This is a genomic window from Afipia sp. MLSD5-FHT05B12 (assembly GCF_058793355.1).
Window position 1 is genome coordinate 91132 of sequence record NZ_JBXAFS010000013.1, and the last position, 13709, is coordinate 104840.

At 61.9% G+C, this 13709-nt stretch carries 11 protein-coding genes and 1 pseudogene; 9 read left to right on the top strand and 3 right to left on the bottom strand.

Annotated elements, in window-relative coordinates; genetic code table 11:
- Positions 1–178: 178 nt before the first annotated feature.
- The 4 genes from AC1Q6J_RS16845 (at position 179) to AC1Q6J_RS16860 (ending at position 5461) form a co-directional block, all read left to right on the top strand.
- Positions 179–916 carry a PopZ family protein gene (locus tag AC1Q6J_RS16845; protein ID WP_492280363.1) on the top strand — a complete coding sequence of 246 codons (738 nt, stop codon included), beginning with the start codon at positions 179–181 and terminating at the stop codon, positions 914–916.
- A 99-nt stretch (positions 917–1015) separates the two neighbouring features.
- On the top strand, positions 1016–3874 hold the full coding sequence (locus tag AC1Q6J_RS16850) for a valine--tRNA ligase (RefSeq protein ID WP_492280387.1): 2859 nt from the start codon (positions 1016–1018) through the stop codon (positions 3872–3874).
- The gene (locus AC1Q6J_RS16855; RefSeq protein WP_492280364.1) at positions 3871–5043 is read left to right on the top strand and encodes an MFS transporter; all 1173 of its coding nucleotides are present in this window, start codon (positions 3871–3873) and stop codon (positions 5041–5043) included. The genes AC1Q6J_RS16850 and AC1Q6J_RS16855 overlap by 4 nt, the downstream gene beginning before the upstream one ends.
- A 31-nt stretch (positions 5044–5074) precedes the next feature.
- Complete coding sequence (locus AC1Q6J_RS16860) at positions 5075–5461, top strand: VOC family protein (RefSeq protein WP_492280365.1); 387 nt, start codon at positions 5075–5077, stop codon at positions 5459–5461.
- A gap of 195 nt (positions 5462–5656) precedes the next feature.
- Here AC1Q6J_RS16860 and AC1Q6J_RS16865 read toward each other — a convergent pair whose 3' ends face one another.
- Positions 5657–6253, bottom strand: a complete 597-nt coding sequence (locus AC1Q6J_RS16865; RefSeq protein WP_492280366.1) for a DNA-3-methyladenine glycosylase — start codon at positions 6251–6253, stop codon at positions 5657–5659.
- Between the two features lie 194 nt (positions 6254–6447).
- Here AC1Q6J_RS16865 and lipA point away from each other — a divergent pair, with 194 nt between their 5' ends.
- Both lipA and AC1Q6J_RS16875 read left to right on the top strand, forming a co-directional pair.
- The gene (lipA, locus tag AC1Q6J_RS16870) at positions 6448–7407 is read left to right on the top strand and encodes a lipoyl synthase (RefSeq protein WP_492280367.1); all 960 of its coding nucleotides are present in this window, start codon (positions 6448–6450) and stop codon (positions 7405–7407) included.
- Positions 7408–7413: 6 nt separating this feature from the next.
- Positions 7414–7884 (top strand): type II toxin-antitoxin system RatA family toxin, encoded by a 471-nt coding sequence (locus tag AC1Q6J_RS16875; protein ID WP_492280368.1) that lies wholly within the window; start codon positions 7414–7416, stop codon positions 7882–7884.
- 34 nt (positions 7885–7918) lie between these two features.
- On the opposite strand, the pseudogene AC1Q6J_RS16880 reads toward AC1Q6J_RS16875, so the two are convergent.
- Both AC1Q6J_RS16880 and AC1Q6J_RS16885 read right to left on the bottom strand, forming a co-directional pair.
- Positions 7919–8389: pseudogene (locus AC1Q6J_RS16880) on the bottom strand (CinA family protein); the annotation flags it as partial.
- Entirely contained in the window at positions 8386–9591 is a 1206-nt protein-coding gene (locus AC1Q6J_RS16885) for a bifunctional 2-C-methyl-D-erythritol 4-phosphate cytidylyltransferase/2-C-methyl-D-erythritol 2,4-cyclodiphosphate synthase (RefSeq protein WP_492280369.1), read from the bottom strand. The pseudogene AC1Q6J_RS16880 and the gene AC1Q6J_RS16885, both read right to left, overlap by 4 nt.
- 247 nt (positions 9592–9838) lie before the next feature.
- On the opposite strand from AC1Q6J_RS16885, the gene dusB reads away from it, so the two are divergent.
- The 3 genes from dusB to ntrC are packed head-to-tail and all read left to right on the top strand — an operon-like array spanning position 9839 to position 13506.
- Positions 9839–10873, top strand: coding sequence for a tRNA dihydrouridine synthase DusB (dusB, locus tag AC1Q6J_RS16890; protein WP_492280370.1), 1035 nt, complete (start codon positions 9839–9841; stop codon positions 10871–10873).
- The gene (locus AC1Q6J_RS16895) at positions 10870–12057 is read left to right on the top strand and encodes a two-component system sensor histidine kinase NtrB (RefSeq protein WP_492280371.1); all 1188 of its coding nucleotides are present in this window, start codon (positions 10870–10872) and stop codon (positions 12055–12057) included. Before dusB ends, AC1Q6J_RS16895 begins: the two co-directional genes overlap by 4 nt.
- Before the next feature lie 6 nt (positions 12058–12063).
- A complete protein-coding gene (gene ntrC / locus AC1Q6J_RS16900; protein WP_492280372.1) occupies positions 12064–13506 on the top strand; it encodes a nitrogen regulation protein NR(I) in 1443 nt (480 codons plus the stop codon).
- The last annotated feature ends 203 nt before the right edge of the window (positions 13507–13709 follow it).

Below are 13709 nucleotides of genomic sequence, written 5' to 3' on the forward strand. Positions count from 1 at the left end.
CGGTTAACCTTCTCACATCAGCGCTGTGATCAACCGTTCTGGTCCGTCGCCCGTTGCTTGCAATCAATTGTTGCCATGACATACCGTTCTGATGGGTCGCGAAGCGATTCGTGACGGTGGTGTGCGGCTATTACAGGTCCCTCGGGTTGACCTGGCAGCCGATGGGGTGGAGTCCGAGATGACGCAACCGGCAAAGGCGCAGGAGCCCTCGATGGAGGAGATTCTCGCGTCGATCAGGCGCATCATCTCCGATGACGAGGCCAAGCCAGTCGCGGGAACTGCTGCTCCCGCAGCGGCGCCTCCGAAAACGGAAGTTCCCAAAGCGGAAATGTCGCGGCCTGTACCCGCTCGTCCCGTGATGACCGGCATTCCGCCGTCCAAGATCGCGCCCAAACCTGCGGTTGCACCTGCTCCTGCGCCGGCGGCAAAGAACAGCCAGGCTGAAATCGATGCGATGATGGCGAGCTTCGATGCGCCTGCTGCCCCTGCGAAAGCCGCGGAGCCGGAAGAAGACACCGATGTGTTCGAGTTGACCGAGCAGATGGCGGTGCCCGAACCGCCGCCGACATTCAACAAGATCGAACCCGAGGACGATCTGGAGTTCACCGAGTCGCCGATGGTTCAAGCCCCCCAACAACGCTCTCCGGTAATGGAATCGCCCACGTTCACCGAACGGGCGCCGCCGCAGCGCGAGATGCCGACGCAGCAGATTTTGTCGGGTTCGACGGTTTCAGCGGTGGAGTCCGCGTTCAATACGCTGGCGAATACTGTTCTGAGCAACAACGCCCGGACCCTTGAGGATCTCGTCAAGGAGATGCTGCGGCCGATGCTGAAGTCCTGGCTGGACGACAATCTGCCCAATCTGGTGGAGCGGATCGTCAAGGCCGAGATCGAGCGGGTCTCCCGAGGCCGGTGATTTCGGCCAAATCTGCCGAAAAACCTCCATTTTGAAGTGTTGACTTGGCGCGTGCTGGGAGCTTTCTAGCGCGTGCCTTTCCCCATTGATTGCAGTGTGATGATCGAGAAAAACTACCAGCCCGCCGAGATCGAGGACCGTATTGCCCGTGCCTGGGAAGACGCAGGGGCGTTCAAGGCCGGACGGCCCGAGCGCCGCGACGCCGAGCCCTTCACGATCGTCATTCCGCCGCCGAATGTTACCGGCTCGCTGCATATGGGCCACGCGCTCAACAATACGCTGCAGGACATCCTGTGCCGGTTCGAGCGCATGCGCGGCCGCGATGTGCTGTGGCAGCCGGGAACCGACCACGCGGGCATCGCCACGCAGATGGTGGTCGAGCGGCAATTGATGGAGCGTCAGGAGCCGGGCCGCCGCGATATGGGCCGCGCGAAATTTCTGGAGCGGGTCTGGAAGTGGAAGGCCGAATCCGGCGGTGTCATCGTCAATCAGTTGAAGCGTCTCGGTGCATCGTGCGACTGGTCACGCGAACGCTTCACCATGGACGAGGGCCTGTCGCGCGCCGTCGCGAAGGTGTTCGTCGAACTCTATGCACAGGGTCTGATCTACAAGGACAAGCGGCTGGTCAACTGGGACCCGAAATTGCTGACCGCGATTTCGGACCTCGAGGTGCAGCAGATCGAGGTCAAGGGCAGCCTCTGGTATCTGCGCTATCCGCTGGAAGGCGTCAGCTTCGATCCCGACAATCCGGCGAGCTATATCGTGGTCGCGACCACGCGGCCCGAGACCATGCTTGGCGATACCGGGATCGCCGTGAATCCGGACGACGAACGCTACCGGAATCTGGTCGGCAGCTTTGCGGTGCTGCCGCTGGCCGGACGTCTGATCCCGATTGTCGCAGACGAGTATTCCGACCCGGAAAAGGGCTCGGGCGCGGTGAAGATCACGCCTGCGCACGACTTCAACGACTTCGAGGTCGGCCGCCGTCACAGTCTGCGCTCGATCAGCGTGCTCGATCAGGAAGCGCGCATGTCGCTGTCCGGCAACGAGGACTACCTGCGCGATCTTCCTGAAGCCGCATTGATCTTTGCCGAAGAACTCGACGGCAAGGATCGCTTTGCCGCACGCAAGCTGATTGTCGCCAAGCTGGAAGAGGCCGGTTTCCTTGAGAAGATCGAGCCCAACACACACATGGTGCCACATGGCGACCGCTCCGGTGTTGTCATCGAGCCTTATCTGACCGACCAGTGGTATGTCGACGCCAAGACCCTGGCCGCGCCCGCGATCGCGGCGGTGCGCAGCGGCGAGACCGCGTTCGTGCCGAAGAACTGGGAGAAGACCTACTTCGAGTGGATGGAGAACATCCAGCCGTGGTGCATCTCGCGCCAGCTCTGGTGGGGGCATCAGATCCCGGCATGGTACGGACCGGACGGCAAGGTGTTCGTCGCCGAGACCGAGGACGAGGCGGTCGGCAAGGCGCTCGGCTATTACGTCGAACAGGAAGTCATCACGGCGGAGCAGGGCCATGACATGGCGCTCGATCCGGCCAAGCGCGACGGCTTTATCACGCGCGACGAGGACGTGCTCGACACATGGTTCTCGTCGGCGCTGTGGCCGTTCTCGACGCTCGGCTGGCCCGACACCGACATCGATGTGAAGCGCTATTACCCGACCAATGTTCTGGTCACTGGTTTCGACATTATCTTCTTCTGGGTCGCCCGGATGATGATGATGGGCATGCACTTCATGAAGGACGTGCCGTTCCCGACCGTCTACATCCATGCCCTCGTCCGCGACGAGAAGGGCGCGAAGATGTCGAAGTCGAAAGGCAATATCATCGATCCGCTGCATCTGATCGATGACTACGGCGCTGACGCGCTGCGTTTCACGCTGTCCGCGATGGCGGCGCAGGGCCGCGACATCAAGCTCTCGACCCAGCGCGTCGAAGGCTATCGCAACTTCGCGACCAAGCTGTGGAACGCCTCGCGCTTTGCCGAAATGAACGGCTGCGCGCTGGCCGATGGCTTCGAACCGTCGAAGACGAAGGAAACGCTCAACCGCTGGATCGCGCATGAAACCGCGCGGGCCACACGCGAAGTGACGGAAGCCATTCAGGCGTATCGTTTCAACGATGCGGCGGGCATCATGTACCGCTTCGTCTGGAACATTTACTGCGACTGGTATCTCGAACTCGCCAAGCCTGTGCTGATGGGCGCGGACTCGCCGGCCAAGGCGGAGACCCAGGCCAGCATCGCCTGGGCGCGCGACGAGATCCTCAAGCTGCTGCATCCGTTCATGCCGTTCCTCACCGAGGAGCTTTGGGGCGTGACGGCCAGGCGCGACGGGCTTCTCGCTCTCGCCGATTGGCCGTTGAAAGCGCCAGCCGCGCCGATCTTTGAGCCGGCGATCTCAGCCGATCCGCTGGCGATGCCCATCGTCGTTCTGCCGGCGCCGGAGCTTGAGCAGTTCAGCGATCCAGCGGCCGAAGCCGAGATCGGCTGGCTGATCGACCTCATCTCGGCAATTCGCTCGGTGCGCGCGGAGATGAACATTCCGCCCGCGACGCTGTTTCCGCTGGTGCTGGTCGGCGCGTCCGCCGACATCAAGGGGCGTGCGGAACGCTGGAGCGACGTCATGAAGCGCCTCGCGCGCCTCGGCGACATTTCATTCGCCGATCGTGCGCCGGACGGCTCCGTGCAGTTGCTGGTGCGCGGTGAGGTCGCTGCGATCCCGCTGAAAGGCGTGATCGACCTTGCGGCCGAGAAGGTGCGCCTCGACAAGGAGCTTGCAAAGGCGGACGCCGACATCAAGCGCGTCGATGCCAAGCTCGGCAACGAGAAGTTCGTCGCCAACGCACCGGAAGAAGTCATCGAAGAACAGCGCGAGAAGCGCGAGGAAGCCGAAACCCGGAAGGCGAAAATCCTCGAAGCTTTGGAGCGGCTCAAGGGCGCGGAATGATCTTGCAGCGGTCGTCCTCGTTCAACGCGCTGCTGCTCCTCTGGCTCGCGGGAAACGGTCTGCGGCTGACGCTTCTTGCCGTGCCGCCGGTGCTGGCGCTGATCATTCTGGATCTCAGGCTGTCCGGCACCGAGGTCGGCATCCTGAACGCCATTCCGGTTTTCCTATTCGCCCTGGTCGCCGTGCCGGGCTCGCTCCTGATCGCCCGCGTTGGCGCTGTGCCCGCGCTCATCATCGGGCTTTTGATCGCGGCGGCGGGTTCGGCTTTGCGCGGCTTCGCGACCGACACGTGGATGCTCTACGTCACGACCGTGATCATGGCGGCGGGGATCGCGGTGATGCAGCCGTCGCTGCCGCCGACCGTGCGCCAGTGGGTGCCGGACCGGATCGGCTTCGCCACGGCGGTCTATACCAACGGCCTTCTGTGTGGCGAAATCTTCCCGGTCATGCTCGCTGCCTTCATCGTGCCGCTTATGGCAGGAAGCTGGCGCGCGAGTCTTGTGTTCTGGTCGATTCCGCTCGTGGCGATCGCACTCGTCATTTTTCTGTTTCAACCGGGCGGCAAAGATGCGCCCGTCTCGCGCCATCGTCTCTGGATGCCGGATTGGAGCGATCCGTTGCTTTGGAAGCTGGGCCTTATCATGAGCGGCCCCAACCAGCTCTACTTCTGCACGAACGCTTTTCTTCCGGGATATCTGCTGCAGACGGACCGCACCGAACTGATCGGCCCGGCGCTCACGGCGCTCAATGTCGGCCAGTTGCCCGCGTCATTCCTTCTGCTGGTGATGGCAAGCCGCTGGGAGCGGAAGAAATGGCCGCTGCTCTCCGCCGGGGCGATCGGGATCGCAGGCATCGCCGGCATTCTGATGTCCGGTCAGGCGTGGAGCCTGATCGGATCGGCGGCGATGATCGGTTTTGCTTGCGCCATCGCGCTGACCCTTGTGCTGGCTCTGCCCGCGTTGCTGGTTGCACCGGATGAGGTGCCGCGAATGTCGGCGGGTATATTTACGCTGGGCTATGGTCTAGCGATGACGATCTCGGTTCTCGGCGGCATCGCATGGGACAGCAGTGGGAGCGCTGCGTTTGCATTTGTCCCTGTTGCCGTTTGGGTGTCGCCGCTTATTGCGCTGACACTGATGACCAATTTTTCGACGCGCCGGAGCGAATGAACATTATGGCGCGATAATCCCGGAGTGGCCGATGCTCGACCATGTTTCGATTACCGTCTCCGACATCGCCGCGGCTGAGCGCTTTTATGATGCGATCATGAATGCGCTCGGCGTTGTTAAGGTCGGACGCCGTGACGATTGGCTTGGCTATGGAGAACGCTCGCGTGCAGCGTATCCGGATCGCGTCTACATCTCGATCCGCAAAGGTGCCAGGCCCGAGGAGGCCGCTGGCCGGCATTGGTGCTTCAAGGCGAAGTGGCAAACGCAGGTGGATGCCTTTTGGGACGCCGGCATCGCGGCGGGCGGCAGCGATGACGGCGCTCCCGGCCTGCGGAGCTATCACGCATCTTACTATGCAGCTTTTCTGCGCGACCCCGACGGCAACCGGATCGAAGCCGTCTGTCACGCGGCGATCTGATTCGGTTATTCTCCTGCCCACGTTTTGATGGGTGCGCGTTGCGGAGGCTGATCGGCTTTTCTCGCCATGCAGCGAGCGCATAACGAGCGCCCCAACCGCCGACTTTGCTTCGCCGCGATGCAATTTTTCGGAGTTTCGCAGCATCGCGGTTTCGTCAAGACTCCGCCTTTGCAGCAAAGTTCCTCACCGCTTCGCCTATGCCCGAAACGGCTTGCTCATGAATTTCGAGCCCTTCAGTCCATAGCGCCACGGCAGCTCGACGGCCTTGGTGATGCCGATGCGGATGCCACTGACGATGTCCGGTTTTCGTGTGCGCGCGTAAACCTCAATCGGCGGTGTATCGAGGGCGAGGCCGTTGTGCTTGTCGGTCACGGCCATCGCCTCGCAGAGTTTGCCGGGGCCTGAAGACAACATTCGTTCGTCGTGCAAGCCGCGCCGCCGCCGCATCGCCGGGATGCCGTGGGTCGGCTCGATCGCGCGGATCAGCACTGCGCTGGCGGAGCCTTCCTTTTCGCAGACGAAATTCATGCACCAGTGGATGCCGTAGGAGCGATAGACGTAGAGAAATCCCGGCGGGCCGAACATCACCATGTTGCGCGGTGTCGGCCCGTTGAACGAATGCGCGGCCGGCTCGGTGTGGTGATAGGCTTCGACTTCTGTGATGATGCCGCCGACGCCGTCCACCAGCAGCGTCGCGCCGATCAGGTCCGGGGCCACGACATGGACGCTGCGCGCGAAGAATTTGCGCGTCAGCAGCCGTCCAGCAGGGGCTTGGGACTGTCGTTCAGCCATTTATGGGCAGGGGATAGGCGCGCAGGGCCATGCTGGACCGGTTGGAAACGTGATAGTCATTCCAAGACTAGGGCATGATCCCGAAAAGTGAAAACCGGTTTTCGGACAGGATCATGCCCCATCTAATGGATGCGGACGGCTTGCGCCAAGACATTGGCGGGCTTAGGTAAGTCTAAGGAAATCGCGGACTTTTCATGGTCACTTTGATCGATACGGTGTCGCCAAATCAGGTGCGCCCGCGCCATCCGGAGAAGGTCAACCGGCCCGACGCCAAGTCCCCGGCCAAGCCGGACTGGATTCGCGTGCGCGCGCCGAATTCGCGCGGCTATGCCAACACCCGCAATATCGTCAAGGAAAACGGCCTCGTCACGGTGTGCGAGGAAGCCGGCTGTCCGAACATCGGCGAGTGCTGGGACAGGAAGCACGCCACCTTCATGATCATGGGTGACACCTGCACCCGCGCCTGCGCTTTCTGCAACGTCAAGACCGGCTTGCCTGGCGCACTCGACGCATCCGAGCCCGAGCATGTCGCGCTGGCCGTGCAGAAGCTCGGTTTGCATCATGTTGTCATTACGTCCGTGGATCGCGACGATCTTGCGGACGGCGGCGCGGATCATTTCGCCAAGACCATCCGCGCCATCCGCGCGAACTGCCCGACGACAACCATCGAAATCCTCACACCGGACTTTCTCCGCAAAGAGAGTGCGCTGGAGCAGGTGGTTGCGGCCAAGCCCGACGTGTTTAACCACAATCTCGAAACGGTACCGTCGCGCTATCTCACTGTGCGTCCCGGCGCGCGCTACTTCCACTCGATCCGGCTGTTGCAGCGGGTCAAGGAGATGGATCCCACCATTTTCACCAAATCGGGCATCATGGTTGGTCTCGGCGAGGAACGCCATGAAGTGTTGCAGGTGATGGACGACCTGCGTTCAGCGGATGTCGACTTCCTCACCATCGGGCAATATCTGCAACCGAGCCTCAAGCATCACGCCGTGATGCGTTACGTGACGCCGGATGAATTCGGCGGCTACGAAAAGGTCGCCTACACCAAGGGCTTCCTGATGGTCTCGGCGAGTCCGCTGACGCGTTCGTCCCATCACGCCGGCGAGGATTTTGCCAAGCTGCAGGCGGCACGCGAAGCGGCAAACCGCTAGCTCCCGATGCCCCAGTTTTCAAACAAGCGCCGCGTGCGTCACAGCGCGGAGAAAATGTTCGATCTCGTCGCCGATGTCGAACGCTATCCCGAATTCGTGCCGATGTGTCAGGCGCTGAAGGTCCGCCAGCGCACGCAAAAGCCCGACGGTACAGAGGTTATTGTCGCCGATATGACCGTTTCGTTTCAGGTGGTCCGCGAGACCTTTACCAGCCGCGTCACGCTCGACAAACCGAACCTGAAAATCCTTGTCGAATACTTGCAGGGCCCGTTCAGCAAGCTTGAGAACCGCTGGACCTTCGAGGCGAAATCCGAGAGCGCCTGCGATGTCGGCTTCTTTATCGCCTACGAGTTCAAGAGTCGGATGCTCGCGGTGCTGATGGGCGCGATGTTCGACGCCGCTTTCCAGCGCTTCGCCGCGGCGTTCGAGAAACGCGCGGATGCGGTCTATGGGCCGCCGCGCGTGGCCGCTTCTTGATCGGCGGCTGCGGTCCGCGCGCCATCTCCGTCAGCATCTTCAGCGCTTCCACGACTGACTGCTCGCGCACGTTGCTGCGGCCTACGGCGCCGAAGCGGCATTCCTTGTGAGCAATGCGGCCGTCGCGGGCGGCAACCGCCAGATGCACCAATCCCACGGGCTTGCCCGGCGTTGCGCCGCCGGGACCTGCAATGCCTGTGATTGAAACCGCCAGATCGACATCGGCGTGTTCAAGTGCGCCGAAAGCCATCGCGGTCGCGGTTTCTTTGCTGACAGCGCCGAATGTTTCCAGCGTCGAAGTATCGACGCCGAGCATCGCGTGCTTGGCCTCATTGGAGTAGGTGATGAAACCGCGATCGACGACATCGGAGGAGCCGGGGATTTCGGTCAGCGCAGCGGCAACCAGTCCGCCGGTGCAGGATTCTGCCGTCGCAATGGTCAGTTTGCGCATCCGGCACAGATCCAGCAACGAGCGGGAGAGGGCGCGGGTGGCGCTGCCGCTCATGCGGATTGTCCGGCGTTCAAGGATTCGTCCCAGGGAAGGCGGATAGTTGCACTTGCGGTCGCCGCGATACCTTCCTGGCGACCGGTAAATCCGAGGCGTTCGCTGGTTGTCGCCTTCACGGCGACGCGCGATTGCGGAAGCCCGGTGATCTCGGCGATCTTCGCGCGCATTGCATCGCGCAGCGGGCCGATCTTCGGCGCTTCGCAGATCATCGTCACTTCAAGATGCGCAATCCGTCCGCCGCGCTTGCCGACCAGTTCGACGGCATGCTTCAGGAATTGGTCGGAGGCCGCGCCCTTCCACTTCGGGTCGCTCGGGGGGAAGTGTGAGCCGATATCGCCATCGGCCAGCGCGCCGAGGATCGCGTCGACAATCGCATGCAGTCCGACGTCGCCATCGGAATGGGCGAGGAAGCCGCGATTGAACGGCACGCGGACGCCGCACAGCATCAGATGATCGCCGTCGGTCAGCGCATGCACGTCGTAGCCGGTACCGGTGCGGATATCGCCGAGCATGGCGCCGAGCCGCGCTTCTTCGCGTGCAAAATCTTCCGGTGTGGTCAGTTTCATGTTGGCAGCATCGCCTTCAAATGTTGCGACGGTCAACCCCGCCCATTCCGCGATCGCCGCGTCGTCGGTGAAATCGTCGCGCCCCTCGCGCGCGGCGCGGCGATGAGCCTCGAGAATGGTGTCGAAGTGAAATGCCTGCGGCGTTTGCGCAATTCGCAAGCTCGCACGGTCCGGTGTCGCCTGGATGGCGCCCGATCCATCGACCACCTTGATGGTGTCGGTTACCGGCACGACGGGAATCGCAGCACCCGTAATCAGCGCCGCATCGATGGCGCGTGTGATCACCTTGTCGGTGACGAACGCGCGGGCCGCGTCGTGAATGAGAACGATATCCGGCGACTCGCTCGCAAGCGCCTCAAGCCCGGCGCGGACGGAGGCCTGCCGCGTCGCGCCACCGTTCACCGGTGTCTGGTATTTGAGGTGACCGACCGCTTGATCGAAGATGTCGGCATCGTCCGGGTTGCGGACCGGCTGGACGGCAAACACCCCGGGATGGGTACAAAACGGCTCCATCGCCCTCGAAAGGACGGTTTTACCGCCGATTGATCGGTATTGTTTGGGGCCTCCGGTCCCGGCGCGAAGTCCGCGGCCGGCAGCGACGATAATGGCGGCAGTCCGTTTTTGCGTTGGCATGAGTATTTGGCGACTGTCCGAGCAGGGGGCTGAGCCGATTGTTGGCAGCTTTGGGTGCTGCACTTACCATATTCGGACGGGGAACAGCACGATTCCGCAACCCTGTGAAGAATTTGGAAGAATTGTTGCGCCGCACTTGCAAGCTGCCCGAAATTGGCTAAAGTGTAGGCATGATCTCAATATGCTTAGAAATTAAGCTATGCGACCCTCGCAACGAGGCGGGGTTCGGCAAAAATCGAAAAGAACAATGATCGCTATGGCTCCGGCACGTCAGGCAGCGTTGACCATTGGCGATATCACGGTCGCCAATCGCGTCCTTCTCGCGCCGATGTCGGGCGTGACCGATGCTCCGTTCCGCCGCATCGCCGCTGAACTGGGAGCCGGGCTTGTCGTCTCGGAAATGACCGCCAGCGACGATCTCGCAAGGGGGCGTCCGATGTCCGTCCTGCGCTGCGAGGCGGCCGGTATCGGCCCGCATGTGGTTCAGCTCGCAGGCTGCGAGACCCACTGGATGACCGAAGGCGCGAAGATCGCAGAAGCTGCCGGCGCCGATGTCATCGACATCAACATGGGTTGTCCCGCGCGTCATGTCACCGGCGGCCAATCCGGTTCAGCGCTGATGCGCGATCTCGATCATGCCCTGCGGCTGATTGAGGCGACCGTGTCCGCCGTCAGCGTCCCGGTGACGTTGAAGATGCGGCTAGGCTGGGACGACAAATCTCTCAACGCACCCGAACTGGCTCGCCGTGCCGAGGCGGCGGGCGTAAAAATGATCACGGTGCATGGGCGCACCCGCTGCCAGTTCTACAAAGGAAGCGCTGACTGGGCTGCCGTGCGGCCAGTCAAGGACGCGGTGACGGTACCGGTGGTTGTCAATGGTGACATCACCTCGTTCGAGCAGGCGACGGTTGCGCTCGAAGATTCTGGCGCAGACGCGGTGATGGTCGGACGAGGCGCGCAAGGCCAGCCTTGGCTTCCAGGACAGATCGCGCGCCGTCTCGATGGCGGCGCTCCGGAATCCGTGCCGCACCTCAGCGAACAGCTGGACCATGTCTGCCAGCTCTACGACCGGGTCGTCGATCACTACGGAACCCGTGTCGGCTCGCGTCATGCGCGCAAGCATCTGGGCTGGGCGCTCGACGTCGCAGCGAAGGGCAGTGCTGCATCCGCGGACGTCCTTAAGCGCTGGCGTCAGACCATCCTGACCGCAACAGACCCAGCTTACGTCCGCCGCTCGCTTCACGATGCCTTTGGCGAACTTTCATGGAGCGCTGCCGCATGAGCAATGCTGCCGAAAAACGCGTTCCGCAACTTGCGAACAGTGACGCCATTCTGAACGCGCTGCCCAATCCGGTGATGCTTATCGCCCCGGACGGCAAAATCCTCGACGCGAATATCGCGGCGGAATCGTTCTTCGAAACGTCGATCCCGCATTTGCAGCGGCAGATGTTGCGCGAGCTGGTGCCGTTCGGCAGCCCGCTGCTCGCGCTGATCGATCAGGTGCGCCGCACCGGCTCGGCTGTGAATGAATACAAGGTCGATCTGGGCACGCCTCGTATCGGCGGCGATCGTCAGGTCGATCTTCATGTCGCACCGCTCAGCGAGCACCCAGGCCATATTGTGGTGATGCTTCAGGAGCGCACTATCGCCGACAAGATGGACCGGCAGCTGACACATCGCAGCGCCGCCCGTTCGGTGATCGCGCTGGCGGCGATGCTGGCGCATGAAATCAAAAATCCGCTGTCAGGCATTCGCGGCGCCGCACAGTTGCTTGAACAGGCAGCTTCACCGGAAGATCGCACTTTGACCCGCCTGATCTGCGACGAGGCGGATCGCATTGTGACGCTTGTCGACCGCATGGAAGTATTCGGCGACGAGCGTCCCGTGGCGCGCGGACCGGTAAACATTCATTCCGTCTTCGATCATGTGAAGCGCCTCGCCCAATCGGGCTTCGCTCGCAACATCAAGTTCGTCGAAGAGTATGATCCGTCATTACCGCCTGTGCTGGCTAATCAGGATCAGCTCATTCAGGTGTTCCTGAACCTTGTGAAGAACGCGGCGGAAGCCGTTGCGGATCTCGGGACCGATGGTGAGATTCAACTGACGACAGCATTCCGGCCGGGTGTGCGCCTCTCGGTGCCTGGCAAGAAGTCACGTGTGTCGCTGCCGCTGGAATTCTGCGTGAAAGACAACGGTTCAGGTGTGCCGGACGACCTGCTGCCAAATCTGTTCGATCCGTTCGTGACCACCAAACCGACTGGCAGCGGTCTTGGCCTCGCGCTCGTGGCCAAGATCGTCAACGATCATGGCGGCATTATCGAATGTGAATCCCAGCCGCGAAAGACGGTTTTTCGCGTGCTGCTGCCGATGTTCAATCCAACCAAAAACAACAATCCCAACCACAGCAATAGCGACGGGCGCCCGGGAACGCTCTCGCATGCCTCACAGACCGCAGATGAGGAATAAATAACAATGCCCGCAGGTAGCATACTTGTCGCTGACGACGACACCGCCATCCGAACCGTGCTCAATCAGGCGCTGTCCCGCGCCGGATATGAGGTGCGGCTGACAGGCAATGCCGCCACGCTCTGGCGCTGGGTGAGCCAGGGCGAGGGCGATCTTGTCATCACTGACGTTGTGATGCCGGATGAGAATGCGTTCGATCTGCTGCCGCGCATCAAGAAAATGCGCCCGAATCTACCGGTCATCGTCATGAGCGCACAGAACACGTTCATGACTGCGATCCGGGCATCGGAGCGCGGTGCCTACGAATATCTGCCGAAGCCTTTCGACCTCAAGGAATTGATCGCGATCGTCGGCCGCGCATTGTCTGAACCAAAAGAGCGCCCGGCAACAGTCAAGGACGAGGGTGAGTTCGATTCCATTCCGCTGGTCGGCCGCTCGCCGGCGATGCAGGAAATCTATCGCGTACTCGCGCGCCTGATGCAAACCGATTTGACGGTCATGATCTCCGGCGAATCCGGCACCGGCAAGGAGCTGGTGGCACGGGCGCTGCATGACTACGGCAAGCGCCGTAACGGCCCGTTCGTCGCGGTCAACATGGCCGCAATTCCACGTGACCTGATCGAATCCGAACTGTTCGGACATGAGCGTGGCGCGTTCACCGGCGCGAACGCCCGCGCGACCGGACGGTTCGAGCAGGCCGAAGGCGGCACGTTGTTTCTCGATGAAATCGGCGACATGCCGATGGAAGCACAGACCCGCTTGCTGCGCGTCCTGCAGCAGGGTGAGTACACCACGGTCGGGGGCCGCACGCCGATCAAGACCGATGTGCGGATCGTTGCAGCGAGTAACAAGGACCTGCGCATCCTCATCCAGCAAGGATTGTTCCGCGAAGATTTGTTCTTCCGTCTCAATGTCGTGCCACTGCGGCTGCCGCCGCTGCGCGAGCGCATTGAGGATCTGCCCGACCTGATCCGACACTTCTTTGCGCTGGCGGAAAAGGATGGCCTGCCACCGAAGAAGCTCGATGCGCAGGCGGTCGAGCGCCTGAAGCAGCATCGCTGGCCTGGCAACGTGCGTGAGCTTGAAAACCTCGCACGCCGCCTTGCCGCGCTCTATCCGCAGGATGTCATTACCGGCTCGGTGATCGAGGGCGAACTGGCACCACCTGCCGTGGTGTCAGGTGGCAACATGCCGCAAAGCGTGGACAACCTCGGGGGCGCGGTGGAGATGTACCTGGCATCGCATTTCGCCGGCTTCCCGAACGGGCTGCCGCCGCCGGGGCTCTACCATCGCATCCTGAAGGAGATCGAAGTTCCGCTGCTGACGGCGGCGCTGGCGGCCAATCGCGGCAATCAGATCAGGGCGGCGGACCTTCTCGGACTGAACCGGAACACCCTCCGCAAGAAGATTCGGGATCTCGACATTCAGGTCTATCGCAGCGGCAGCTAGGAGCATTTTCAACTGCGCCGGGTAAACGGGTTCCCGAATTCGGCTCTGCCATTGAGTGGCATTCCGGTGAAGGGGCGATTTTTTGGCGCAGCCGGCTCGCTTAGAAACCGTTGAAGGCGCAATTCGTCACGGACATGCGCCTAGGAAATGTCGCAATTCAGCAACATTGTGATATGAATGCATCACTGGTCGGGGCACCCGCC